Source organism: Flintibacter sp., from assembly GCF_046973065.1.
The window spans coordinates 1-22,056 of record NZ_JBKVXZ010000013.1; the positions used below are offsets into that span (position 1 = coordinate 1).

A 22,056-nucleotide genomic window follows, 5' to 3' on the forward strand; every position below is an offset into this window, starting at 1 on the left:
CCACCCGCCGCTACAACCGCTGCAAGATCTGCGGCCGTCCCCACGCCTACCTGCGTGACTACGGCATCTGCCGTATCTGCTTCCGCGAGCTGGCTTACAAGGGCCAGATCCCCGGCGTGAAGAAGGCTTCTTGGTAAATCTCGCTGAGTCATACTGCGTTGGACCGGCTTGACGTACACAAAGTACGCCTGCGCCGCTCCGCCTTGTCTGACAAAGCGATCTTCACCAAGACCCTGGCAGGTCCCTAAGAGGCTTGCCCCTGAAATGAGTCGAAAAAGAGACCGGCTGCACCGCAGCCGGTCTCTTCCAGACAAAAGCTGACCACGCACTCGCGTGTGCGAAGCAAAAAACCCTTGCAATTCCCAGATTTATGGGGTACAATAAAGTGCTTGTGCGCCAGAGGACTTAAAAATGGCACGCCCGACACCGTTGGGCGGCGCAAAAAACCCGTAATCCCCACCGGAAAATCCCGGGGTGTGAGTACGGGGTTTTGGCTTGCAAGGTGACTTTGGTCAAGCCCGCCTCACGGCGGTTTTGATAGCGCCAAAGGCGCGAAGGCGGTCAACAGGTCGGGGAGCGCCTACCCCCGATACCTTACCGTCTGTACCGGATTTTCCGGTAATCTTATAAGGAGGTATATCTCATGCATATCACGGACCCCATTGCGGATATGCTCACCCGCATCCGCAACGCGAACAACGCCAAGCATGACACCGTGGACGTCCCCGCGTCCAACATGAAGAAGTCCATCGCGCAGATCCTGCTGGATGAGGGCTATATCAAGAACTTCCAGCTCATCGACGATGGTACCCAGGGCGTCATCCGCGTCACCCTGAAGTACAATCCCGGCAAGGAGAAGGTCATCACCGGCCTGCGCCGTGTCTCCAAGCCCGGCCTGCGTGTCTATGCCGGTGCTGACGAGCTGCCCCGGGTTCTGCATGGCCTGGGCATTGCCATTGTGTCCACGTCCAAGGGCGTCATGACTGACAAGGCCGCCCGCGCGGCCCATGTCGGCGGCGAGGTCCTGGCGTTTGTCTGGTAAGGAGGGAGAGTAGAATATGTCTCGTATCGGAAGAATGCCGATCTCCATCCCCGCCGGTGTGGACGTGAAGATCGAAGCCGGTAACCTGGTTACCGTAAAGGGCCCCAAGGGTACCCTGACGCAGCAGCTGCATCCCGCCATGACCATCACCCAGGAGGGCGATGTGATCCATGTGACCCGTCCCAACGACGAGAAGGCCAACCGCAGCCTGCACGGCCTGACCCGCACCCTGCTGCACAACATGATCGTGGGCGTCACCGAGGGCTTCAAGAAGGAGCTGGACGTCAACGGCGTGGGCTACCGTGTGGCCAAGGAGGGCAACAAGCTGGTCATGAACCTGGGCTTCTCCCATCAGGTCATCATGGAGGAGGTTCCCGGTATCACTATCGAGGTTCCCGGCCCCAACAAGATCATCATCAACGGCTGCGACAAGCAGCAGGTTGGCCAGTTTGCTGCCGAAGTGAGAGAGAAGCGTCCCCCCGAGCCTTATAAGGGCAAGGGCATCAAATACACCGACGAGGTCATCCGCCGCAAGGCTGGTAAGACCGGCGCCAAGAAGTAAGAAGGAGGTGTGCCACTATGATCAACAGACCCGATACTCGTTCCCAGCGGCTTAAGCGCCATAAGCGCGTGCGCGCCAAGATTTCCGGCACGCCCGAGCGTCCCCGCCTGAACGTGTTCCGCAGCGCCACCAACATCTATGCCCAGATCATCGACGATGTGACCGGCAAGACCCTGGTGAGCGCCTCTTCCCTGGAGAAGGATTTCTCCTGTGAGGGCACCAAGTCCGACGCCGCCAAGCAGGTTGGCATCAACGTGGCTGAGCGTGCCAAGGCCAAGGGCATCGACACCGTGGTGTTCGACCGCGGCGGCTATGTCTACCACGGCCGCGTCAAGGCTCTGGCCGAGGGCGCCCGTGAGGGCGGCCTGCAGTTCTAAGGGAGGAGGAAACGACAATGGCTAGATTTGAGAGAGAACCCAGCGAGTTCGTGGAGAAGCTCGTTTCCCTGAACCGCGTATCCAAGACCGTCAAGGGCGGCCGTATCTTCAAGTTCGCCGCTCTGATGGTGGTGGGCGATGAGAAGGGCCGCGTGGGCTTTGGCCTGGGTAAGGCCGCCGAGGTGCCCGAGGCTATCCGCAAGGGCATCGAGGACGCCAAGAAGAACATGATCACTGTGTCCCTGTCCGGCACCACCATCCCCCACGAGGTGATCGGTGAGTTCGGCGCCGGCCGCGTGCTGATGAAGCCCGCTGCCCCCGGTACCGGCGTTATCGCCGGCGGCGCTGTCCGCGCCGTGCTGGAAGCTGTCGGCATCAAGGACATCTATACCAAGTGCCTGCGCTCCAACAATCCGCAGAACGTGGTCTCCGCTGCCTTTGTGGGCCTGAAGTCCCTGCGCAGCCCTGAGGAGGTCGCCCGCATCCGCGGTAAGAGCGTGGACGAGATCCTGGGTTAAGGAGGCGCTGACAATGGCTAATCTGAACATTAAGCTGGTCAAGAGCCTGAACGGCCGCATCGCCAAGCACAAGGCGACTGCCGAGGCTCTGGGCCTGAAGAAGATCGGCGACATCACCGTGCAGCCCGACAACGCTGCCACCCGTGGTAAGATCGCCCACATCGGCTACCTGCTCCAGGTGACCGAGGAAAACTAACGTAGGAGGCGCGAGACAATGAATCTGCATGAACTCTCCCCCGCCGCCGGTTCCACCACTAAGTCCTTCCGCAAGGGCCGCGGTCATGGTTCCGGCAACGGTAAGACTGCCGGCCGTGGTCATAAGGGCCAGTGGGCCCGCTCCGGCGGCGGCGTGCGCGTGGGTTTTGAGGGCGGCCAGATGCCTCTGGCCCGCCGTATCCCCAAGCGCGGCTTCAATAACATCTTCGCTAAGCCCCTGGAGTCCGTGAACGTCTCCGCTCTGGAGAAGTTCGAGGACGGCGCTGTGGTCAACGCTCAGGCTCTGCTGGAGAAGGGCATCCTCTCCAAGTGCGAGTATGGTGTGAAGATCCTGGGCAACGGCACCATCACCAAGAAGCTGACTGTCCAGGCGTCCGCTTTCTCCGCCTCTGCCAAGGAGAAGATCGTGGCGGCCGGCGGAAAGTACGAGGTGATCTAAATGATCAAGACCGTTCGGGACGCCTGGAAGATCCCTGAGCTGCGCAACAAGATCCTCTTTACCATCTTCGCGCTGCTCATCTTCCGTCTGGGCGCCGCCATTCCGGTCCCCTATATCAATGGTGCTCAGTTGGAGACCTATCTCACAGCCCAGAGCGGTACCATTCTGGGGCTGATGAATGCCATGAGCGGCTCTGCCTTCTCTATGGCTACCCTGTTCGCCCTGAGCGTGCAGCCCTATATCAACAGCTCCATTATCATCCAGCTGCTTACCGTGGCCATCCCCGCTCTGGAGCGGCTGGCCAAGGAGGGCGGCGAGGAGGGCCGGAAGAAGATCGCCTCCATCACCCGGTACACCACCGTGGCCATCGGCCTGCTGCAGGGTTTTGGTTACTACACCCTGATCAACAGCTACGGTCTGGTGGAGACCGACGGTCTGCCTGCCATTTGGGTGGGCCTGGTCATCGTGCTGTCCTTCACTGCTGGCTCTGCCTTCCTGATGTGGCTGGGTGAGCAGATCACCGAGTTTGGCATCGGCAACGGCATCTCCATTCTGCTGTTCGCCGGTATCGTTTCCCGTTTCCCCCGTATGGTGGGCGACATCATCACTGGCCTGGGTTACTACAACAACCCCCTCACCGACGAGATGAAGGCCAGCATGAGCGAGACTCAGATTGCCGCCTATGAGAACGCTGCCCTGGCTCCCTGGATGGTCCCCGTGATCATCATCGGTATGCTGGCTCTGGTGGTGTTCATCGTGTTCATCTCCAACGCCGAGCGCCGCCTGCCTGTGCAGTATGCCAAGCGGGTGGTGGGCCGGAAGATGTACGGCGGTCAGTCCACCCACATCCCCATCAAGGTGAACATGAGCGGCGTTATGCCCATCATCTTCGCCCAGTCCATCGCCTCCCTGCCTGCCACCATCGGCGCTTTTGCCGGCTGGACTACCACCAGCGGCGGTTTCGGCGGAGGTCTGATGAACCTGTTTGATACTACTAAGCCCTTCTACAGCATCCTGTATTTCCTGCTGATCGTGGGCTTCAGCTACTTCTACGCCACCATGCAGTTCAACCCCATTGAGGTGGCAAACAACCTGAAGAAGAACGGCGGCTTTATCCCCGGCTTCCGCCCCGGCAAGCCCACCGCCGACTTCATTATGAAGGTGCTCAACAAGATCACCATGTTCGGTGCCCTGTACCTCTCCGTGGTGGCTATCGCCCCCATCATCACCGGCAACCTGGTCAGCTATAATTCTCTGGCCATCGGCGGCACTTCCGTTATCATCGTGGTAGGCGTCGCTCTGGAGACCGTGAAGCAGATGGAGGCTCAGATGCTCATGCGGCACTACAAGGGCTTCCTGGAGTAAGAGGGAGTGTGTGATATGGGAATGAAGCTGATCCTGCTGGGCGCTCCCGGCGCCGGCAAAGGAACTCAGGCTGAGGTGCTCAGCGCTAAGCTGAACATCCCCACCATATCCACCGGCAACATCCTCCGCGCCGCGATCAAAGACGGTACCCCCACCGGCCTGAAGGCCAAATCCTACATGGACAACGGCCAGCTGGTTCCCGATGAGGTGGTCATCGCCATCGTGGCTGAGCGCCTGGCTCAGGAGGACTGTGCCAACGGCTTTATCCTGGACGGGATGCCCCGCACCCTGCCTCAGGCCGAAGCTCTGGACAAGGCCGGCGTGAAGCTGGACCATGTTCTGTCCATCGAGATCTCCGACGAGGAGATCGAGCAGCGTATGTCGGGCCGGCGGGTGTGCGCCCAGTGCGGCGCCTCCTACCACATTGTGGCTCGGCCCACCAAGGTGGAGGGTGTGTGTGATTCCTGCGGAGGCCCCGTGGTCCTGCGGGATGACGACAAGCCCGAGACCGTGCGTCAGCGTCTGGCGGTCTATCATGAGCAGACCGAGCCCCTGAAGGGCTATTACCAGAGCAAGGGCCTGCTGAGTTCGGTGGATAACCAGCCCACCATTGAAGCCACCACGAAGGTGATTCTGGAGGCGCTGGGGCTTTGAGAAGCATCGAAATGATTTCCATGAAATCTCCCCGTGAGATTGAGGCCATGCGCAAGGCCGGGCGGCTCACCGCCCAGGCCCGGGCGCTGGCCGGCTCCATGGTTCGTCCGGGTGTCACCACCCACGAAATCGATACTGCGGTGCGCCGCTTTATCGAGAGCCATGGCGCCAAGCCTTCCTTCCTTGGTTACGGAGGATTTCCCGGTTCCGCCTGCATTTCGGTCAACGATGTAGTGATCCACGGAATCCCCAGCCCCCTGAAGCTGAAGGAGGGCGACATCGTCAGCGTGGACGTGGGAGCCTATGTAGACGGCTTCCACGGAGACTGCGCCGCCACCTACCCCTGTGGGGAGGTGAGCCCCGAGGCTATGAAGCTCATCCAGGTGACTCAGCAGAGTTTCTGGGAGGGCATCAAGATGGCCCGGAAGGGCATGAGAGTTTCCGATATCGGTCATGCGGTTCAGACCTATGTGGAGAGCTTCGGCTTCTCCGTGGTTCGGGACTTTGTGGGCCACGGTGTGGGCGCCAAGCTCCACGAGGCCCCCGAGGTACGCAACTTCGGGCCTGCCGGCCACGGTCCCCGGTTGCTGCCGGGTATGACTCTGGCGGTGGAACCCATGGTCTGTGCTGGGGATTGGCAGGTAAAGGTGCTGGCCGACAAGTGGACCACCGTCACATTGGACGGCTCCCTGGCTGCGCACTATGAAAATACCATCCTCATTACAGATGGAGAGCCGGAGATCCTTACCGTTACGGAAGATGGGGCCTATGTGTAATAGCAGCGGCCAAATCGTCCGGGCGACGGCCGGACGGGACAAGGGCGAGCTGTTCTTTGTCACCGGACAGGAGGGGGAATTTCTCCTGCTGGCCAACGGGAAGGGCCGTACCATGGCCGCTCCCAAACGGAAAAAGCCCCGCCATGTGGCGTGGCTGGACCAGGGGGACTTCCGTCACCCTGCTGTGGAAAAACTGCAACAAGGACAAACGGTATCCGATCGAGAACTGAGAAGGGCGCTGGCCGCCTTCAAGGAGGGAAACACGCTTGGCGAAAGATGATATGATCGAGCTAGAGGGAGTCGTCACTGAATCCCTGCCCAACACCACGTTCCATGTGGACATCGGCAATGGGCACATCATTCTGGCTCATATTTCCGGCAAGCTGCGCATGAACTTCATCCGCATCCTGCCCGGAGATAAGGTGACCGTACAGATGTCACCCTACGACCTCACCCGAGGCCGTATTACCTGGCGTTCTAAGTAACTATTAACGACCGCGCTGTCACAGGCTGGTTCCTCTGGAGCCTTGCCTCCGGGGAATCCGTTCCCTCAGCGGCCGCAGGCCGCCCCAAAGCGAAGCCCAGCGAAGCGGGTTCGCTTTGGAGAGGAGGAGCAGCGAAGCGAACGAACATTCAGCCCCGGCTGGATGTGAGCGATGCGAAGCTTGTGACGACGACGGGGCCATTCAGGCATTCATCAGGAGGTTTTAACAATGAAAGTCAGACCGTCCGTGAAGCCCATGTGCGAGAAGTGCAAAGTCATTAAGCGCAAGGGCAAAGTCATGGTTATTTGCGAAAACCCCAAGCATAAGCAGAGACAAGGTTAATTGGAGGTGCTGTAATAAATGGCTCGTATTGCCGGCATTGATCTGCCCAGAGAGAAGAGAGTCGAGATCGGCCTCACTTATATCTACGGCATTGGGCGCACCAGCGCCAACAAGATCCTGGCCAAGGCCGGGATTAACCCCGACACCCGCGTGAAGGACCTCACCGAGGACGATGAGGCCAAGCTGCGTGAGATCATCAGCCACGAGTACACCGTGGAGGGTGACCTGCGCCGCAACGTGGCTATGGACATCAAGCGGCTGACCGAGATCGGCTGCTACCGCGGTATCCGTCACCGCAAGGGCCTGCCTGTGCGCGGCCAGCGGTCCAAGACCAACGCCCGTACCCGCAAGGGTCCCAAGCGTACCGTGGCCAACAAGAAGAAGTAAGGAGGGATAACACATGGCTGCAAATACCAAGGGTAAGAAAGTGGTGCGTAAGCGCCGCGAGCGTAAGAACGTGGAGAAGGGCCAGGTGCATATCCGTTCCTCCTTCAACAACACCATGGTGACTGTCACCGACATGCAGGGCAACGCCCTGTCCTGGGCCTCCTCCGGCGGCCTGGGCTTCCGTGGTTCCCGTAAGTCCACCCCCTTTGCCGCTCAGACCGCCGCCGAGACTGCCGCTAAGGCTGCTATGGAGGGCTATGGCCTGAAGATCGTTGAGGTCTACGTAAAGGGTCCCGGCGCCGGCCGTGAGGCCGCCATTCGTGCGCTGCAGGCCGTGGGCCTGGAGGTCACCCTGATCAAGGACGTGACCCCCGTTCCCCACAACGGCTGCCGGCCCCCGAAGCGCCGCCGTGTCTGATCTGGAATAAAGGAGGTTTTTGACAGATGGCTAGAAATATGCAGCCCATCGCCAAGCGGTGCAAGGCTCTGAACCTGTCTCCCGCTGCCATGGGCTATGCCAAGAAGACGACCAACCGCAACCCCAAGGGTCAGATGCGCAGAAAGCAGTCTGAGTACGCCATGCAGCTGACCGAGAAGCAGAAGGTCAAGTTCGTGTACGGCATCATGGAGAAGCAGTTCCACATGTACTACGAGAAGGCCACCCGTATGCCCGGCAAGACCGGTGAGAATCTGCTGACTCTCATCGAGCGCCGCCTGGACAACGTGGTGTATCGCCTGGGCTTCGCCATGACCCGCCGTGAGGCTCGTCAGCTGGTGACCCACGGTCACTTCACCGTCAACGGCCAGCGCGTGGACATCCCCTCCTTCCTGGTGAAGGTGGGCGACGTCATCGAGGTGCGTGAGAAGAGCCGTTCTTCCGTGAAGTTTAAGCGCCTGCTGGGCGAGGACGCCCCCGTGGTGAACGTGCCCAAGTGGCTGGACCACGCCAAGAACACCCTCCAGGGTAAGGTCGTTGCTCTGCCCGTTCGGGACGACATCGACTTCCCCGTGGAAGAGCACCTCATCGTCGAGCTGTACTCTAAGTAATTGTATTGTTCCGTGGGCCTTCGGCTTGGCCGGAGGCCCTACGGAGTTAGACTTAGACAACCCTCAGATATTGGTGAGCTGAATCAGGCGGCGTGAAAGCCGCCCAGAAAAGGAGGGTATCATAGCATATGGTAGAAATCGAGAAGCCCCGCATTGATTGTGTGGAAAATCCCGGTGACGCTTCCTACGGCAAGTATGTGGTGGAGCCCCTGGAGCGCGGTTACGGCACCACCCTGGGCAACTCCCTGCGCCGGATCCTGCTGTCCTCTCTGCCTGGCACCGCGGTGACCTCCATCAAGATCGCCGGCGTCCAGCATGAGTTTTCCACCATCCCCGGCATCAAAGAGGACGTGACCGAGATCGTCCTGAACATCAAGAGCATTATCGCCAAGCTCCACTGCGAGGAGAACAAGACGGTTCACATTGAGGCCAGCGGCGAGTGCGAGGTCACTGCCGGCGACATCAAGTGTGACGCCGATGTGGAGATCCTCAACCCCGAGCTGCACATTGCCACTCTGGGTCCCGACGCCACCCTGAGCATGGAGCTGACTTTGTCCCACGGCCGCGGCTATGTCCCTGCCGACCGGAACAAGCCCGCCCAGACCATCATCGGCCTGATCCCTGTGGACTCCATCTACACCCCGGTGCGCAAGGTGAATTACACCGTTGAGAACACCCGTGTAGGCGACGCCACCGACTACGACAAGCTGACTCTGGAGGTCTGGACCGACGGCACCATCGACGCCCGTGACGCGGTGTCCCTGGGCGCCCGGATCCTGTGCGATCACTTTGCTCTGTTCACCGACCTGTCCGAGACCATGGGCAGCCGTTCCACCGTGGTGGAGAAGGCCGAGACCCAGCGGGACAAGGTGATGGAGATGACCATCGACGACATGGACCTGTCCGTGCGTTCCTATAACTGCCTCAAGCGCGCTAACATCAACACGGTGGAGGATCTGATCTCCAAGACCGAGGAAGAGATGATGAAGGTGCGTAACCTGGGCCGCAAGAGCCTGGAAGAGGTCATCAACAAGCTGGCTATGATGGGTCTGTCCCTGGCCAGCGATGATAATCAGTAAGCAAGAAGCGCGAGGATAGGCGCGCAGGGGAGATAACGACAAAGCGGATGCCGGCAAACCAGGAAGGCGCTTGCGCCTTCTGTTTGGCGGCGCAGTCGTCGGAGTTATCGACCCGGCCGCGCGCCCAATCCGCAGCGTGACAAAAAGAAGCGTGGAAGGCAGGCCCATAGGGGAGCTTGGACCGGAGCGAGGGATACAAACCAAGAGCTGCAAAGCAGCGCTGTTTGTGTCCCGAGGCGAAGGGAAAGCGACCTGGTCATGGGCCCAGCCTGCAACGTGACAAGGAAGCGCGAGGATTTTTCTCCGCTTCCCGGGGCCGCCAGGAAGGTATGTAACGTTCCTCTTCCTGCACGCATTGCGTCCCGCTTTTGCGGGGGCTCCCGATCCCATTTGGGGTCCAATGAACGAATTTTAGATGGATCTCGCCACGCGAGGTCGAAGGAGAGTTTCTTATGTCTCAGAAGAACCGTAAGCTGGGCCGCACCAGCGATCAGCGTAAGGCTATGCTCCGTGCCATGGTGACCTACCTGCTGGAGAACGGCCAGATCAAGACCACCGTCACCCGCGCCAAGGAAGTGGCTCCCGTGGCCGAGAAGATGATCACCCTGGCTAAGAAGAACGACCTGGCTGCTTATCGTCAGGCTCTGGGCTTCATCACCAAGGAGGATGTGGCCAAGAAGCTGTTCCAGGAGCTGGGCCCCAAGTATGCCGAGCGTAACGGCGGCTACACCCGCATTGTCCGCATCGGCGCCCGCCGCGGCGACGCCGCTGAGATGGCTATCATCCAGCTGGTGTAATGTCGGAGATCGTGTGATCATCCCACCTGTTACAGGATAAAAAAATCCCGCCCTTTCGGGCGGGATTTTTTTATGGTAGCATTTTAAAGAAGTGGTATATACCAATAAAAAACTCCCGGTGTGCTGTCACACCGGGAGTTTGGTTTATTTCTCAGATCAGAGACAGAGCCAGGGTGAGAATCACGAAGACGATAGCCACCCACTTGGTCATCTTGGCCAGCTTGGAGTCCCAGGTCTTGGCCTTGTTCTTAGACAGGAAGGTATCCACGCCGCCGGCGATGGCACCAGACAGACCAGCGCTCTTGCCGGACTGAAGCATAACCACCGCAATAAGAACCAGCGCGCACAGCACCTGAATTACAGTAAGAGCGAGCTTCAAAGTCATAGTAATCGTTCCTTTCAAGCCCCGGGGGGCGAAAAATCAAACTTGCGGCGGCCGCTGCCGGACGCAGAGTTTATAATAGCACATTGTGGGAGAAATTGCAAGCGTTTTATCGAAAATCCTTCGGATTTCTCCCATTTCCCGGGAAACACAGCCCCTTGGGCGGGAACGAAACCAGATGCACAAAATGGGCCTTACAGCTGAGCGATGGCCTCGATCTCCACTAGGACGTCCTTGGGCAGACGAGCTACCTGAACGGCGGAACGGGCGGGGTAGGGTTCCTGGAAGAACTGAGCGTAGACCTCGTTCATGGCAGCAAAGTCATTCATATCCTGGAGGAAGACCGTGGTCTTAACCACCGCGCCCATGTTGGTGCCGGCAGCGTTGAGAATGGCCTTGATGTTGTTCAGAGACTGACGGGCCTGCTCCTGGATGCCGCCCTCCACAATCGCGCCGGTCTCGGGATCAATGGGGACCTGGCCGGAGGTGAACAGCAGCTGGCCGATCTGGATGGCCTGGGAGTAGGGGCCGATGGCGGCGGGGGCCTTATCAGTATGAATGACCTGCTTCATAGCGGAAAACTCCTTTTCTCACATAAAATAGTGGGCTCAATGGCCTAGAGAAATTGTATCACGGAGGCGTGTCCGCCGTCAACGCGGAAAAAAGGCTGCCCTGACGGGCAGCCGAATGGGTTAGAGGGAACCAAATTTAGAGAAGGGGAAGATGGAAAAGAAAGCCTTACCAAGGACATAGTCCTCATCAATGGGCCCAATGAGGTTGTCACGGCTGTCATCGGAGTCGTTGCGGTTGTCGCCCATCACAAAAATAGAGCCCTCAGGTACCTCAATATGGGTGCTGCCCTGGGCACCCAGACGGTCAAACATGGGTTCTTTGATATAGGGCTCATCCAGCAGTTCCCCATCCACATAGACAGAGCTGGTAGCGTAGTCAATGTCTACAGTTTGCCCACCCACGGCAATAACCCGCTTGACAATAGCGCTTCCGCCCAGATGCTGCACGGTGGTTTTGTTGACGACCACAATATCGCCCTGCTGGGGGGTGTAGCCCAGAGACCAGACCAAAAGCAACTGGTTGTGTTGTAAGGTGTTATCCATGGAATGGCCGTCCACCCGAGTGAGGCGGCCGAAGAAGGTAAAGACAAGCACCAGGACCACCAGGGCGGTGGTCAGCGCGTTGAGCCAATAAAACAGGTCGTCGGAGGATTTTTCGACGGTTTTTTCCTCCTGAGGCTCCTGCTGGGAGTCCAGGGGCTGCTGATCGTATTTTGGATCCATAGGGGATGCCTCCTTGTGTTGCAGTGGTAGATCGTTACATTATACCCGGTTTGCAGAAAAAATTCAACCAGGGGCATTATTTTTGCGCAGAGGGAACGTTACTTTCTGCTCGCACAGAAAGTAACCAAAGATGCGCCAGGGGTGTGGCTCCGACGAACACCTCGCCGCAGGCGGGTGTTCATAGTCACCACACTCCCTGGACCCCCGTTCACGTGGGACGCCCTCCTGGAGGATGGGCACGTGCATTCGGCGGCTCCAAACACAAGACCTTGCTTCCTTCTTGCCTCGGGGGCACTGGCCCCTTCCGGGGCTGAAATCGGAAAGCACCTGCGTTGTACGGACACCGCCTACTCTGGTATAACCGTGGCAGTTGGGCAGCTGTCCGGGGCGACCACCGCCGCACCCAACAGGTTGGCAGGCACCAGGCGGTGTACGTTAGAAGAGGAATAATTAAATTTTGATGGAAGTAGGCCCCAGTGGGCCGGGAATAGAAGGGAAACAGATCTTGATTTTGCCCGCCGGAAAACACTTAAAATCCAAAGGGACCTGTTCCCGTCACCGGGGGGCTGGGGGCAATGACTGTGAGCACCGCCGCAGGCAAGGTGCTCACCGGAAGCGGCCCCCAGGGCATTTTTGGTTCCTTTTTGGGCAAGCAAAAAGGAACTCGCCCCGCAGGGCGGAACCGTACTAAAAAGTGGGAGCGACGCAGAGCGTCACTCCCACACAGTGCACTACGATTGAAACAGTTTTTCTCGATGATGACAGGAGAAAAGCAAAATCTGCCGCTGCGCAGACAATTCCTGAAGAAGCTCGAGGGCCCGCTTGGCCCGCACGTCGTCAAAGGCGGCCAGGGCCTCGTCCAGCACCAACGGTGCATCCGGCAGGCAAAGGTCACACACCGCTAGGCGTACCGCCAGATAGATCTGATCTACCGTTCCCTTGGACAGGTACAGCGCGCTGTGAGGCAGCACGTCCCGTTCTCCAGAGGCGCTGGCTTCCAGCTCCTTGTCCAGGGACAGGGCATGATATTTTCCCCCGGTGAGCCGGCTGAGGAGGGCACCCGCCGCGCGGTTGAGCTGGGGCGAGAACCGCTGCTGAAGCTGCGCATTGGCCTGCTGTAGGGTCTCCATGGCAATGGAGATGGCCTGGTATTCCCGGCGACGGCGTTCCAGCTCCTCCTCCACCTGCTCCAGCCGGGCAGAGAGAATGGCCGGGTCACCCAGGGCCTGCTGCTTGCCCCGGGCCTGGTTCAGTGCCCGATCCAGCCGTTCCAGCTCCACCTGGAGCCGCCCCGTCTCCTGAGCGGCCTGTTCCAGGGAGAGGGTAGGCTGGGAGAGCGGGGGCTCTTCCGTCAGCTCTTTGCCGCCCTGGGCCTGGAGAGCCTGGGTAAGGCGCTGGGCGCCCTCCAGCTTGGAACGGGCCAGGGTCTCCCGCTCGCCCAGGTTCAGCGCCCGGGAGAGGGCGGCGGAGACACCGAAGAGCTCCTTTACCTCAGGGGCAAAGGTGTGGACAAACCGGAACAGCTCCTGGCGGCTATTTTCCAGCCGGGCCTGGCGGTCCTTCAGACCGCCCTGGATCATCCGCACCTGCTGGGCAGCTTGATCGGCGGCGGCCATCCGCTGCTGATAGTTTCCCGCCAGGGCGGCGATCTCCTCCACATCGTCTACTCCGTAGCGCTCCAAAATCTTAGCAGCCTGCCGGGCGGATTTCGTTCCGTTTGCAAAAACCAGGGCAGAGGCAGCGGCGCACAGCACATAGGCAATGGGACCCAGCCACCAGAAGGGACCAAAGATAGCCAGTGCCGCGCCGGCCAGTAAGCCGGCAGCCTGGAGCAGGATGAAATTACGTTTGCCGGCGGCCTTCTTGGCCATACCGGAGCGGTAGCTCTCGCTATCCCGTTCCCCTTTGCGCACCGCTTCTTCTCCAGTCATGCCCGGGAAGTGGTCGTCCTGGGCCGCCTGGCGGGCGCGCTCCAGGGCTTGCTGGGCCAGGGCCAGTTCCTCCTGGCCTTGCCGGATCTCCGGCTCCAGAGCCTTGAGGAAGGCCAGCTCCCCCTGTGCCCGCTTCAGGGCATCACAGGAGGGAATGGGGCCAAACCGGGCCTGCTCAGAGAGCAGCGCGTCCAGCTGAGCCTGTGCCTGAGCCTCGTCGGTGCGGGCCTGGGTATATTGAAGATCCAGTTTCCGCTGGGCAATGGCCTTATGAAGGGCCAGCTGCCGGGTGCAGAAGGCATGCTTCCGGGAGGCCTGGGCCCGCTCTCCCTCCAGCTGGTTGAGTTGGTCGTTGAGCTGGGAGAGCTCGCCTGTACTGCGGGCCAGTTCCGCCTGCTCCTCCTCCAGCTGAGGGATGAGGCCCACGCTCTTGTTGACCTTGCGGCGGTTGAGCCACTCCTTGAGCTGCCGCTCCACCTGGGAGTAGGACACATCCTCCTCGCCGGAGGATACCAGGGCGGCGATGCGGGCCTCCAGCTCCGGAGCGGAGCGGATGGCCAGGGTGCCGCTTTGACCGATGAAGGCGGAGCGCTCATAGACCTCCCGGCCCACGCCCAGCAGCATCTGCCCGCAGGTGTCGGCGGTCAGGCCGGGGACGGGCTCCTCGGTGCCGGTGTACACGGCGGAGAAGCTGCCAAAGGGCACATTGCCACGAGGTCCCCTCCGAATGGTAATGTCCCGGCCCTGCCACTCCAGGGTGATCTCCCCCTCCATGGGGGCGCCGGACCAGGGCTGGTAGCGGTTCTTGTCGGCCAGGTGGCCCTTTCGGTCCCGGTCCCGGGTGTCGATGCCGTAGAACATGGCCTTTAAAAAGGCGCACCAGGTGGACTTTCCTCCTTCGTTGGGGGCAGTGATGACGTTAAGTCCCGGCTCCAGAGTGAGGCGCTCTCCCTGGAGCTTGCCGAAGGTAGCGGTCATGGTTTTGATCTTCATGGAGCCACATCCTCCCCTCGTTCCAGGGCGGCCAGGCCAAAGCGCACGGCCAGCTGTAAGGTCTCATCCTCCAGGTCCGCCTGACAGCGGGCGGCCATGGAGCGGAGAAACAGTCCGGTAAGGGAGTCCTCCTCCCGCCGCGCCCACACCTCCCGGCGCACCCGGGTGCGGTCCCGGAGAGTCAGACCGTAAAACCGGGGAGCCAGAACCGTCTCCAGGGTGGTAAGGTCCAGGGGGGATTCCCCGCGTTCCCCGGTAAAGGTGATGCGGTAGACGTCATTGTCTGTGTCTGGAGGCAGAACGGCCCGCAACGCCTCCAGAGGGCTCTCCCAGTCGGTGAGGTCCACGGTCAGCTTCTCGTACCGCCGACGGCTCAGTGGCACCAGCTCCTCCTGGCAGCTGTTCTCGTCCAAGGTGAGGCAGAGCACGCCCTTCTCTCCCGTCTCGTCAAAGCCGCTGCCCTCGGGGCAGCCGGGATAGGCCCAGAAGGTATTTCCCTCTCTCTGCACGCCGCTGCACTGGTGGACGTGGCCCAGGGCCAGATAGGTAAGGCCGCTGGCGGCAATATCCTCCCGGGAAATAGGGGCGTAGTCTCCCGCCCCATCCACCTGGCCGTGGAGCACCATAAGGTGTATCGTTCCGTCCTGAGGGGCAGAGAAGCCTGCCAGAGGGGAGGCGTCTTCACGGGAAGCCTGAAAGGCCCGGCCGTGGACCACGCAGCCCAGCTGGGGCAGCTCCACCGCCTCCAGGTCGCCGGAGGTGAAAATATGTACGTTTTCCGGCCAGTCCAGGGCGGCGTAGAGGGAGTTTATATGGTAGTAGTCGTGGTTGCCCGGGGCCAGGAACACCGGGCAGGGGATCTGCCCCAGGGCCTGAGAGAGGGCCTGGGCGGTCTCCCGGTAGGTCTGGTGGCTGTCCAGCAGGTCGCCAGAGAGAAGCACCAGGTCGGCCCGCCGCTGCCGGGAGAGCTCCGCCAGGGCGGAGAGCAGCTCCCGCTGCTCTCCCCGGCGCTGGGCAGCGCGCTGGGGGGTGAGGCAGGCAAAGGGGCTGTCCAGGTGGAAGTCAGCCCCGTGGATGATGGTCAGCAAGGTTTGTTCCAGTCCTTTCTATGGATAAGGGGGGGACGCACGCAGTGCGTCCGGAAAAATACGGGCGTTCTTTCCAGCGATGGAAAGAACCAAAGATCGCCGGGGGACGGCTCCGATGAGCGCCTACGCGGAGCGGGCGCTCATAGTCACCTTTCCCCCGGTCCCCCTTTACGGGGGACGCCCTCCTGCGTTCTTGGGCAATTTCAGCCGGCGGGCAAAACCAAGTCGGACTTTCCTTCTTGCCCCGGGGGCACAGGCCCCTACAACGTGGCAGGGGGCTATTCCATACAGAAGGGAAACGAAGTTTCCCACAAAGCTTTTTTGCCTACTTTTTTCTCGAAAAAAGTAGGTTACTCCAGGAGGTCCACGCGCTGGACCTGGACGCAGCGATTCTTATCCGTGTCAATGGTAAAGCGGCAGGCGTTGATCTTGCAGGGCCCCTCCGCCTCCTCGTAGCGCCGGGGCAGACCGCCCAAAAACAGGTTGATGGAGTGCTCGGGGCGGATGCCCAGCACGGAGTGTCTCGGTCCCGTCATACCCAGGTCGGTGACAAAGCCGGTGCCCTTGGGCAAAATCTGGGTGTCGGCGGTGGGCACGTGGGTGTGGGTGCCCCACAGGGCGTGGATGCGTCCGTCCAGATACCAGGCCATGGCGCCCTTCTCGCTGGTGGCCTCGGCGTGAAAGTCCAGCAGCAGCACCTGGCACTGCTGGGCCTCATGGGAGCGCAGGATCTGATTGGCCGCCTTGAAGGGGCTGTCCAGATTGGAGTTGAGCTCCAGGCGTCCCATCAGGTTCATGACGCCGATCTTCAGCCCCTTAGGTCCGTCGTACACCCCAAAGCCACGGCCGGGTACTCGACCGGCGTAGTTGGCCGGACGGAGAATGTAGGGGTCCTTGTCCAGAAAATCCGCGATTTGGATGCGGTTCCAGGTATGGTTGCCCAGGGTGATCACATCGGCCCCGGCGTCGTACAGACCACGGGCCTGCCGGGGAGTGAGCCCCACGCCGGAGGCGTTCTCTCCGTTGACCACGGTGAAGTGGATGTCATGCTCCCGCTGGAGCTCCCGCAGGCGGCGGGCCAGGATATCCTGACCGCCCTCGCCCACAATATCGCCAACCGCCAAAATGTTCAGCAGCATTGTGTCTCCTCCTTGGATGGAAAAAAGTGTCCTGCTCCATATTATAGTAGATGGAGCGGGAAAGGGCAAAGCCTTTTTCCACGAAGAAGGGCGGACATATTTTTGCCCTGCCGGACATAGGCTGTTTTACACGCAGCAGTGAGGAGGGGATGGAATGGACTACCGGCAGCGGCGGGAGACAGGGACAGGCTGGAACGCCCGACGGACCGCGGGGCTGGGCCTCATTCTGGCAGTGGTGGTGTTTTTTCTCCCCCTGCTCACGGTAGGGGGCGAGCCGGTGCTGGGACTGGCTCAGCAGGGTGAGGGCGGCGGCGCGGCCCAGGGGGAGAGCGTTGAGACCCAGGCGGCCAAGGACCGGGGAAAGGTGGTAAAGCTCCTTCAGGAGGACGGGACGGTGACCGAGCTGACCATGGAGGACTACCTGTTTGGGGTGGTGGCTGCGGAGATGCCCGCCTCCTTCGAGCTGGAGGCTCTGAAGGCGCAGACCTGTGCCGCCCGGACCTACACCGTGCGCAAGCAGAACAATCCTACCCAGGCCCATCCAGATGCCGACGTGTGCACGGACACAGGCTGCTGTCAGGCCTATGTCACCCGGGAGGCGGCCGAGACCCGGTGGGGATTGAGCGCCGGGGAGTATAGCCAAAAGATCGCCCAGGCCATTGCGGAGACCGACGGCATGGGGATTCTCTACCAGGGGCAGCCCATCCAGGCGGTGTTCTTCTCCTCTGCGCCGGGGTACACGGTGGACGCGGTGGAGGTCTGGGGCAACAGTGTGGATTACTTAAAGAGCGTGGAGAGCCCGGAGGGGGAGGAAGTGCCCAATTACCACAGCCAGGTGGTGAAAAGTGGAGAGGAAGTAAAAAATGCGGTGCTCTCCGCCTATCCCGACGCCGACCTGTCCGGCGATCCGTCGGGCTGGTTTGGGACTCCGGCAGTCAATGAGGGGGGAACCGTGTCCAGCATCCTGGTGGGCGGCGTTACCCTGACGGGGAGCCAGGTGCGCACCCTGTTTGACCTGCGCTCGGCCTGCTTTACCGTGGCCTGGGATGGGACCAACTTTACCTTTTCCGTCACCGGTTACGGCCACGGGGTGGGCATGAGCCAGTACGGGGCCAACGCCATGGCCAAGGCGGGGAGCACCTACGACGAGATTTTGTCCTGGTACTACACCGGCGCGGAAGTCTCCCCGCTTTCTTAGAAAGAAAGCTTGGCAAAGAACTTTCTGCGAAGCTTCGCTTCGCCTCTGCGCCCGTAAGGGAGGTTTTTGGTAGGAGTGACGTGCTGCGTCGCTCCTACTCTTTTACTTGGAGAGTTCCGCCCTGCGGGCGGGTTCCTTTTTGTTTGCCCAAAAAGGAACCAAAAATGCCCTGGGGTATGTCTCCGGTGAACGCCTCGCGGAACGCGGGCGTTCACAGTCGCCCCACCCCCAGACCCCCATTACGGGAGCGGGCCACTTCGAATTTGCCATATATTTCGGCGGGCAAAATCAAGATCTGTTCCCGTTCTACTCTCGGCCCACAGGGGCCTTTTCCGTCAAGATTTGGTTGTTTATACATCCTAACACACACCGCCTAGTGCCTGCCTTCCGTTTGGGTGCGGCTGTTATCGTATAAGTCCCAATGACTGCTCAACTGCCACGGCTATGCAAGGGTAGGCGGTGTTCGTACAGCGCGGGATTTTCCAAATTTAGACCTAGTAGGGGCCTGTGTCCCCGAGGCAAGAAGAAGCAAGCGGTCTTGTCTTGAGCCGCCGGGAGGTTATAACCCATGCTTCAGGAGGGCGTCCCCCGTAATTGGGGGTCCAGGGGGCAATGACTGTGAGCACCGCCGCAGGCAAGGTGCTCACCGGAAGCAGCCCCCGGCGATTCTTTGGTGCCTTTCTGATCGTTCAGAAAGGCACACCCGTTCCCAAAATAAAAAGGGATGGCCACAGGGCCATCCCAAAGAAAAGATAAAAAAGTTTATTTCCCCACGCAAAACCGCTGAAAAATCCGCGCGGTTACGTCCTCTCCCACACTTTGTCCGGTAAGCTCACCCAAAGCCTGGAGGGCCTCCTCCACATCGGTGAGCAGGGCGTCGGGGGTCATCCCGGCCTCCAGGGCCTGCAGGGCCCGTTCCACGCCCTCCAAAGCCCGCTGGGCCGCCTGGGCCTGCCGGGCGTTGGACAGGAGTTCTCCATAAGCGGAGTCGCTTCCCTTGGGGAACAGCTGGGCCACGGCGGCCTCCAGGTCGGCCAGACCCTCCCCGGTCTTGGTGCTCAGCTCTACCACCGGGGGCAGAGAGTCCAGGTTGAGGAAAGGTATTGGGGCGGAGGGCAGATCCTTTTTGGTGGAGATTAGAATAGTGGGGGCCAGACTCAGGGCGGTTTCCAGCAGCTCTCCATCCTCCTGGGTGGCGGTCACGGAGCTGTCCCACAGCACCAGGATAAGCTCCGCATCCTCCATGGCCTGACGGCTGCGCTCCACGCCCAAGCGCTCAATGGGGTCGCTGCTGTCCCGCAGACCGGCGGTGTCGATGAGCCGCAAAGGCACGCCGCCCAGCTCCACCTCCGCCTCCAGAGTGTCCCGGGTGGTGCCGGGGATGTCGGTGACGATGGCCCGGTCATAGCCAACCAGGGCATTGAGGAGGGAGGATTTTCCTGCGTTGGGCCGCCCTACCAAGACGCAGCGGACGCCTTGATTGAGCCGGCGTCCCCGCTGGTAGGTGGCCAGCAGGTCATGGAGAGCCCGGCTCTGGGCGGACAGGTCGTCCTCCAGCTTGGTGAGGGTGAAGGGGTCGATGTCCTCATCGGGGTAGTCCAGCACAGCGTGGAAGTGGGCCATAACGTCCACCAGAGCGGAGTAGATCTGACCTACCCGGCGGCTTAATGCGCCGGACAGCCGCCCGGCGGCGTGGCGGGCGCCCTCCCGGCTCCGGGCGTCCAGCAGATCGGCCACGGCCTCCGCCTGAGCCAGGTCCAGCCGCCCGTTGAGAAAGGCCCGCTGGGTAAACTCGCCGGGCCCTGCCTGACGGGCTCCCTGGGCAAACAGGGCCTCCAGAGCCAGGGTGAGCACCATGGGGGAGCCGTGGCACTGCAGCTCCGCCGTGTCTTCCCCGGTGTAGCTGCCCGGTCCCCGGCTGTAAGTGCACAGTACCTGGTCGATGACCTCCCCCTGGGCGTCCAGCAGGCTGCCGTAAACCAGCTTGTGGGCCGGGTGGTCCTCCAAACGGTTGCCCGCGGCGGGCCGGAAGCAGGCCGAGGCCGTCTCCACCGCCCGGGGACCGGACAGGCGCAGAATACCGATGGCCGATGAGACGGCGGGGGTAGCCATAGCGGCAATGGTGTCTTGTTTCATGGGGAAGGCTCCCTTCTCAAAGAATGGTGGAAAACCGCCGGGATGGCGGGCAGTTCCTGCAAAAATCGGATTTGTGGATTTTTCCGCGAAAAAAAGACTTGACACGGATTTTACCTGGATTTTCGGTAAAAATCCAATGTTTCTGTTCACATAACAACCTGTGGAAAACTTTGTGGATTGTGTGGAAAACCCTTGCCCCGCAAGGAAATGGGGGAGATAAAACCGGCGGTCGAAAAAATTTGTGGATTTGGATAGAGGATTTGGCGGTGCAGGGGAAGGGGTAAGAAAACTCCGCCGGAGCGTCTGCCCAAAATGCAGGAATGCCGCCGCGGGATGACCCGCGGCGGCAGGTGAGTGTTTAAACTTCCTCCTGGATGCGGCGCAGCACCGCCCGGGCGGCCTGCACGCCGGAGGCTCCGGCCTGGGCCAGACCGCGGGTGACGCCCGCGCCGTCGCCGGCGGCGAAGAAGCCGGGCAGGGCGGTCTCCAGCTCGGGGGAGAGAGCCAGACGGGCGGAGTAGAACTTGACCTCGGCACCGTAGAGCAGGGTGTCGTGGTTGGCGGTACCCGGAGCGATCTTGTCCAGCACGTAGATCATCTCGATGATGTCGTCCAGCTGCCGCTTGGGCAGGGCCAGGGACAGGTCGCCGGGCACGGCGGCGGTGAGGGTGGGGTGGACGAAGGACTTGCTCATGCGGTGCTCGTTGGTGCGGATGCCGCTGACCAGATCGCCGAAGCGCTGCACCAGCACGCCGCCGGCCAGCATGTTGCTGAGGGAGGCGATGTGCTTGCCGTAGCGGTAGGGCTCGTTGAAGGGGGAGGTGAAGCGGTTGGACACCAGCAGGGCGAAGTTGGTGTTCTCGCTGCGCAGCTTGGGATCGGAGTAGGAGTGGCCGTTGACGGTGTTGATGCCCTCCACGTTCTCAGCCACCACGTGGCCGTAGGGGTTCATGCAGAAGGTGCGCACCTGGTCGCCGTACTGCTTGGTGCGGTAGACCAGCTTGGACTCGTAGACCACGTCGGTGATGTGCTCAAAGACGGTGGCGGGCAGCTCCACCCGCACGCCGATGTCCACCTGGTTGTTGAGCAGCTCCAGCCCCAGCTGCTTGCACTGGTTGGAGAACCACTCGGCGCCCGAGCGGCCGGGGGCGGCGATAAGCCGCTTGCAGGTGACTTCCTCCCCACCGGCCAGAGTCAGGCAGAAGCCGCCGTCGGCCTGGGAGATGTGCTCCACCGCGGTGTTGAAGCGGAACTCCAGCATGTCCTTGAGTCCCTCATAGATATTCTGGAGGATGCGCAGGTTGTTCTCGGTGCCCAGGTGCTTGCACCGGGCCTGAAGCAGGTGCAGGTCATAGCCCAGGGCCTTTCGGGCCAGAGCCTTGGCCTCGTCGCTCTGGGTGGAGAAAACCTGGGTGGTGGCCCCGTGGGCGACGTTGATGGAGTCCACGTAGTCGATGAGGTCCATGACCACCTTGGGGTCCATAAAGTCGGTGAGCCAGCCGCCGAACTGGGTGGTAAAGTTGAACTTTCCGTCGGAGAAAGCGCCTGCGCCGCCAAAGCCGCACATGGTGTCGCATACGGCACAGTGGATGCATTCGCGGACCTTGCCCGCCACAATGGGGCAGCTGCGGTGGTAGATATCCCGGCCCTGGTCCAGGGCCAGCACCTTCAGGTCGGGACGGCTGTGGGCCAGCTCGTAGGCGGCAAAGATGCCCGCCTCGCCGCAGCCCAGGATCACTACGTCATACATGGCATTCATGGAAGTTCTCCTTACATTTTCTTCTGTTTCGGCGGCAAAAAGCCCCGTT

General features: G+C 60.9%; 28 protein-coding genes. 20 read left to right on the forward strand and 8 right to left on the reverse strand.

The window, feature by feature from the left end:
- The 18 genes from ACLTXB_RS06710 to rplQ all read left to right on the forward strand — a co-directional run.
- A partial coding sequence (locus tag ACLTXB_RS06710) for a type Z 30S ribosomal protein S14 (RefSeq protein WP_428226512.1) occupies window positions 1–137 on the forward strand: 137 nt, incomplete at its 5' end.
- A 506-nt stretch (window positions 138–643) separates the two neighbouring features.
- Entirely contained in the window at window positions 644–1,042 is a 399-nt protein-coding gene (gene rpsH, locus ACLTXB_RS06715) for a 30S ribosomal protein S8 (protein WP_007494638.1), read from the forward strand.
- A 16-nt stretch (window positions 1,043–1,058) separates the two neighbouring features.
- A complete protein-coding gene (rplF, locus tag ACLTXB_RS06720) occupies window positions 1,059–1,604 on the forward strand; it encodes a 50S ribosomal protein L6 (RefSeq protein ID WP_428226478.1) in 546 nt (181 codons plus the stop codon).
- 17 nt (window positions 1,605–1,621) lie between these two features.
- A complete protein-coding gene (gene rplR / locus ACLTXB_RS06725) occupies window positions 1,622–1,981 on the forward strand; it encodes a 50S ribosomal protein L18 (RefSeq protein ID WP_008982618.1) in 360 nt (119 codons plus the stop codon).
- Between the two features lie 17 nt (window positions 1,982–1,998).
- The gene (gene rpsE, locus ACLTXB_RS06730) at window positions 1,999–2,499 is read left to right on the forward strand and encodes a 30S ribosomal protein S5 (RefSeq protein ID WP_008982617.1); all 501 of its coding nucleotides are present in this window, start codon (window positions 1,999–2,001) and stop codon (window positions 2,497–2,499) included.
- Between the two features lie 13 nt (window positions 2,500–2,512).
- A complete protein-coding gene (gene rpmD, locus ACLTXB_RS06735) occupies window positions 2,513–2,695 on the forward strand; it encodes a 50S ribosomal protein L30 (RefSeq protein WP_008982616.1) in 183 nt (60 codons plus the stop codon).
- Window positions 2,696–2,713: 18 nt separating this feature from the next.
- The gene (gene rplO, locus ACLTXB_RS06740) at window positions 2,714–3,154 is read left to right on the forward strand and encodes a 50S ribosomal protein L15 (RefSeq protein WP_008982615.1); all 441 of its coding nucleotides are present in this window, start codon (window positions 2,714–2,716) and stop codon (window positions 3,152–3,154) included.
- Window positions 3,155–4,519 (forward strand): preprotein translocase subunit SecY, encoded by a 1,365-nt coding sequence (secY, locus tag ACLTXB_RS06745; RefSeq protein WP_151076528.1) that lies wholly within the window; start codon window positions 3,155–3,157, stop codon window positions 4,517–4,519. It abuts the gene before it with no gap.
- 21 nt (window positions 4,520–4,540) lie between these two features.
- Window positions 4,541–5,173, forward strand: coding sequence for an adenylate kinase (locus ACLTXB_RS06750; protein ID WP_040649803.1), 633 nt, complete (start codon window positions 4,541–4,543; stop codon window positions 5,171–5,173).
- Between the two features lie 11 nt (window positions 5,174–5,184).
- Window positions 5,185–5,949 carry a type I methionyl aminopeptidase gene (gene map, locus ACLTXB_RS06755; RefSeq protein ID WP_428226513.1) on the forward strand — a complete coding sequence of 255 codons (765 nt, stop codon included), beginning with the start codon at window positions 5,185–5,187 and terminating at the stop codon, window positions 5,947–5,949.
- Window positions 5,942–6,229, forward strand: coding sequence for a KOW domain-containing RNA-binding protein (locus ACLTXB_RS06760; protein WP_008982611.1), 288 nt, complete (start codon window positions 5,942–5,944; stop codon window positions 6,227–6,229). The genes map and ACLTXB_RS06760 overlap by 8 nt, the downstream gene beginning before the upstream one ends.
- A complete protein-coding gene (gene infA, locus ACLTXB_RS06765) occupies window positions 6,216–6,434 on the forward strand; it encodes a translation initiation factor IF-1 (RefSeq protein WP_020989775.1) in 219 nt (72 codons plus the stop codon). The genes ACLTXB_RS06760 and infA overlap by 14 nt, the downstream gene beginning before the upstream one ends.
- A gap of 228 nt (window positions 6,435–6,662) precedes the next feature.
- On the forward strand, window positions 6,663–6,776 hold the full coding sequence (rpmJ, locus tag ACLTXB_RS06770; RefSeq protein WP_008982609.1) for a 50S ribosomal protein L36: 114 nt from the start codon (window positions 6,663–6,665) through the stop codon (window positions 6,774–6,776).
- 18 nt (window positions 6,777–6,794) lie between these two features.
- On the forward strand, window positions 6,795–7,163 hold the full coding sequence (rpsM, locus tag ACLTXB_RS06775; protein WP_008982608.1) for a 30S ribosomal protein S13: 369 nt from the start codon (window positions 6,795–6,797) through the stop codon (window positions 7,161–7,163).
- Window positions 7,164–7,176: 13 nt separating this feature from the next.
- On the forward strand, window positions 7,177–7,581 hold the full coding sequence (gene rpsK / locus ACLTXB_RS06780) for a 30S ribosomal protein S11 (RefSeq protein ID WP_008982607.1): 405 nt from the start codon (window positions 7,177–7,179) through the stop codon (window positions 7,579–7,581).
- 26 nt (window positions 7,582–7,607) lie between these two features.
- Entirely contained in the window at window positions 7,608–8,210 is a 603-nt protein-coding gene (gene rpsD, locus ACLTXB_RS06785; RefSeq protein ID WP_008982606.1) for a 30S ribosomal protein S4, read from the forward strand.
- Between the two features lie 128 nt (window positions 8,211–8,338).
- Window positions 8,339–9,289 (forward strand): DNA-directed RNA polymerase subunit alpha, encoded by a 951-nt coding sequence (locus ACLTXB_RS06790; protein ID WP_008982605.1) that lies wholly within the window; start codon window positions 8,339–8,341, stop codon window positions 9,287–9,289.
- Window positions 9,290–9,741: 452 nt separating this feature from the next.
- Window positions 9,742–10,086 (forward strand): 50S ribosomal protein L17, encoded by a 345-nt coding sequence (gene rplQ / locus ACLTXB_RS06795; RefSeq protein WP_008982604.1) that lies wholly within the window; start codon window positions 9,742–9,744, stop codon window positions 10,084–10,086.
- Window positions 10,087–10,237: 151 nt separating this feature from the next.
- Here the strand turns inward: rplQ and secG are convergent, their stop codons facing one another.
- The 6 genes from secG to ACLTXB_RS06825 all read right to left on the reverse strand — a co-directional run bounded on the left by secG (window position 10,238) and on the right by ACLTXB_RS06825 (window position 16,914).
- Window positions 10,238–10,471: a preprotein translocase subunit SecG gene (secG, locus tag ACLTXB_RS06800; protein ID WP_020989776.1), complete on the reverse strand. Its 234-nt coding sequence runs from the start codon at window positions 10,469–10,471 to the stop codon at window positions 10,238–10,240.
- A 191-nt stretch (window positions 10,472–10,662) separates the two neighbouring features.
- Window positions 10,663–11,040 carry a RidA family protein gene (locus tag ACLTXB_RS06805; protein ID WP_428226479.1) on the reverse strand — a complete coding sequence of 126 codons (378 nt, stop codon included), beginning with the start codon at window positions 11,038–11,040 and terminating at the stop codon, window positions 10,663–10,665.
- Window positions 11,041–11,160: 120 nt separating this feature from the next.
- Window positions 11,161–11,763 (reverse strand): signal peptidase I, encoded by a 603-nt coding sequence (gene lepB, locus ACLTXB_RS06810; RefSeq protein WP_191905361.1) that lies wholly within the window; start codon window positions 11,761–11,763, stop codon window positions 11,161–11,163.
- A gap of 731 nt (window positions 11,764–12,494) precedes the next feature.
- Window positions 12,495–14,687, reverse strand: a complete 2,193-nt coding sequence (locus ACLTXB_RS06815; protein ID WP_428226480.1) for an AAA family ATPase — start codon at window positions 14,685–14,687, stop codon at window positions 12,495–12,497.
- Window positions 14,684–15,775: a metallophosphoesterase family protein gene (locus ACLTXB_RS06820; protein WP_428226481.1), complete on the reverse strand. Its 1,092-nt coding sequence runs from the start codon at window positions 15,773–15,775 to the stop codon at window positions 14,684–14,686. Before ACLTXB_RS06820 ends, ACLTXB_RS06815 begins: the two co-directional genes overlap by 4 nt.
- A gap of 350 nt (window positions 15,776–16,125) precedes the next feature.
- Entirely contained in the window at window positions 16,126–16,914 is a 789-nt protein-coding gene (locus tag ACLTXB_RS06825; protein ID WP_151076524.1) for a TIGR00282 family metallophosphoesterase, read from the reverse strand.
- Between the two features lie 154 nt (window positions 16,915–17,068).
- Between ACLTXB_RS06825 and spoIID the strand changes: the two genes are divergently transcribed.
- Entirely contained in the window at window positions 17,069–18,112 is a 1,044-nt protein-coding gene (spoIID, locus tag ACLTXB_RS06830; protein WP_428226482.1) for a stage II sporulation protein D, read from the forward strand.
- A gap of 762 nt (window positions 18,113–18,874) precedes the next feature.
- On the opposite strand, the gene mnmE is transcribed toward spoIID, so the two are convergent.
- Window positions 18,875–20,248 carry a tRNA uridine-5-carboxymethylaminomethyl(34) synthesis GTPase MnmE gene (gene mnmE / locus ACLTXB_RS06835; protein ID WP_428226483.1) on the reverse strand — a complete coding sequence of 458 codons (1,374 nt, stop codon included), beginning with the start codon at window positions 20,246–20,248 and terminating at the stop codon, window positions 18,875–18,877.
- A gap of 23 nt (window positions 20,249–20,271) precedes the next feature.
- On the opposite strand from mnmE, the gene ACLTXB_RS06840 reads away from it, so the two are divergent.
- Window positions 20,272–20,532, forward strand: a complete 261-nt coding sequence (locus tag ACLTXB_RS06840; protein ID WP_428226484.1) for a hypothetical protein — start codon at window positions 20,272–20,274, stop codon at window positions 20,530–20,532.
- A gap of 74 nt (window positions 20,533–20,606) precedes the next feature.
- Here the strand turns inward: ACLTXB_RS06840 and ACLTXB_RS06845 are convergent, their stop codons facing one another.
- The gene (locus ACLTXB_RS06845; RefSeq protein WP_428226485.1) at window positions 20,607–22,007 is read right to left on the reverse strand and encodes an NAD(P)/FAD-dependent oxidoreductase; all 1,401 of its coding nucleotides are present in this window, start codon (window positions 22,005–22,007) and stop codon (window positions 20,607–20,609) included.
- Window positions 22,008–22,056: the final 49 nt, after the last annotated feature.

Coding starts and splice junctions, on each gene's coding strand:
- rplR (WP_008982618.1), top strand. CDS start 1,622: ATGATCAACAGACCCGATACTCGTTCCCAGCGGCTTAAGCGCCATAAG.
- rpsE (WP_008982617.1), top strand. CDS start 1,999: ATGGCTAGATTTGAGAGAGAACCCAGCGAGTTCGTGGAGAAGCTCGTT.
- ACLTXB_RS06825 (WP_151076524.1), bottom strand. CDS start 16,914: ATGCTGCTGAACATTTTGGCGGTTGGCGATATTGTGGGCGAGGGCGGT.
- mnmE (WP_428226483.1), bottom strand. CDS start 20,248: ATGAAACAAGACACCATTGCCGCTATGGCTACCCCCGCCGTCTCATCG.
- rpsD (WP_008982606.1), top strand. CDS start 7,608: ATGGCTAGAAATATGCAGCCCATCGCCAAGCGGTGCAAGGCTCTGAAC.
- spoIID (WP_428226482.1), top strand. CDS start 17,069: ATGGACTACCGGCAGCGGCGGGAGACAGGGACAGGCTGGAACGCCCGA.
- rplQ (WP_008982604.1), top strand. CDS start 9,742: ATGTCTCAGAAGAACCGTAAGCTGGGCCGCACCAGCGATCAGCGTAAG.
- rpmD (WP_008982616.1), top strand. CDS start 2,513: ATGGCTAATCTGAACATTAAGCTGGTCAAGAGCCTGAACGGCCGCATC.
- rplF (WP_428226478.1), top strand. CDS start 1,059: ATGTCTCGTATCGGAAGAATGCCGATCTCCATCCCCGCCGGTGTGGAC.
- rpsM (WP_008982608.1), top strand. CDS start 6,795: ATGGCTCGTATTGCCGGCATTGATCTGCCCAGAGAGAAGAGAGTCGAG.
- ACLTXB_RS06845 (WP_428226485.1), bottom strand. CDS start 22,007: ATGAATGCCATGTATGACGTAGTGATCCTGGGCTGCGGCGAGGCGGGC.
- rpmJ (WP_008982609.1), top strand. CDS start 6,663: ATGAAAGTCAGACCGTCCGTGAAGCCCATGTGCGAGAAGTGCAAAGTC.
- lepB (WP_191905361.1), bottom strand. CDS start 11,763: ATGGATCCAAAATACGATCAGCAGCCCCTGGACTCCCAGCAGGAGCCT.
- rpsK (WP_008982607.1), top strand. CDS start 7,177: ATGGCTGCAAATACCAAGGGTAAGAAAGTGGTGCGTAAGCGCCGCGAG.
- rpsH (WP_007494638.1), top strand. CDS start 644: ATGCATATCACGGACCCCATTGCGGATATGCTCACCCGCATCCGCAAC.
- secY (WP_151076528.1), top strand. CDS start 3,155: ATGATCAAGACCGTTCGGGACGCCTGGAAGATCCCTGAGCTGCGCAAC.
- ACLTXB_RS06815 (WP_428226480.1), bottom strand. CDS start 14,687: ATGAAGATCAAAACCATGACCGCTACCTTCGGCAAGCTCCAGGGAGAG.
- ACLTXB_RS06840 (WP_428226484.1), top strand. CDS start 20,272: ATGGTGGAAAACCGCCGGGATGGCGGGCAGTTCCTGCAAAAATCGGAT.
- map (WP_428226513.1), top strand. CDS start 5,185: ATGATTTCCATGAAATCTCCCCGTGAGATTGAGGCCATGCGCAAGGCC.
- ACLTXB_RS06790 (WP_008982605.1), top strand. CDS start 8,339: ATGGTAGAAATCGAGAAGCCCCGCATTGATTGTGTGGAAAATCCCGGT.
- ACLTXB_RS06760 (WP_008982611.1), top strand. CDS start 5,942: ATGTGTAATAGCAGCGGCCAAATCGTCCGGGCGACGGCCGGACGGGAC.
- rplO (WP_008982615.1), top strand. CDS start 2,714: ATGAATCTGCATGAACTCTCCCCCGCCGCCGGTTCCACCACTAAGTCC.
- ACLTXB_RS06750 (WP_040649803.1), top strand. CDS start 4,541: ATGAAGCTGATCCTGCTGGGCGCTCCCGGCGCCGGCAAAGGAACTCAG.
- secG (WP_020989776.1), bottom strand. CDS start 10,471: ATGACTTTGAAGCTCGCTCTTACTGTAATTCAGGTGCTGTGCGCGCTG.
- ACLTXB_RS06805 (WP_428226479.1), bottom strand. CDS start 11,040: ATGAAGCAGGTCATTCATACTGATAAGGCCCCCGCCGCCATCGGCCCC.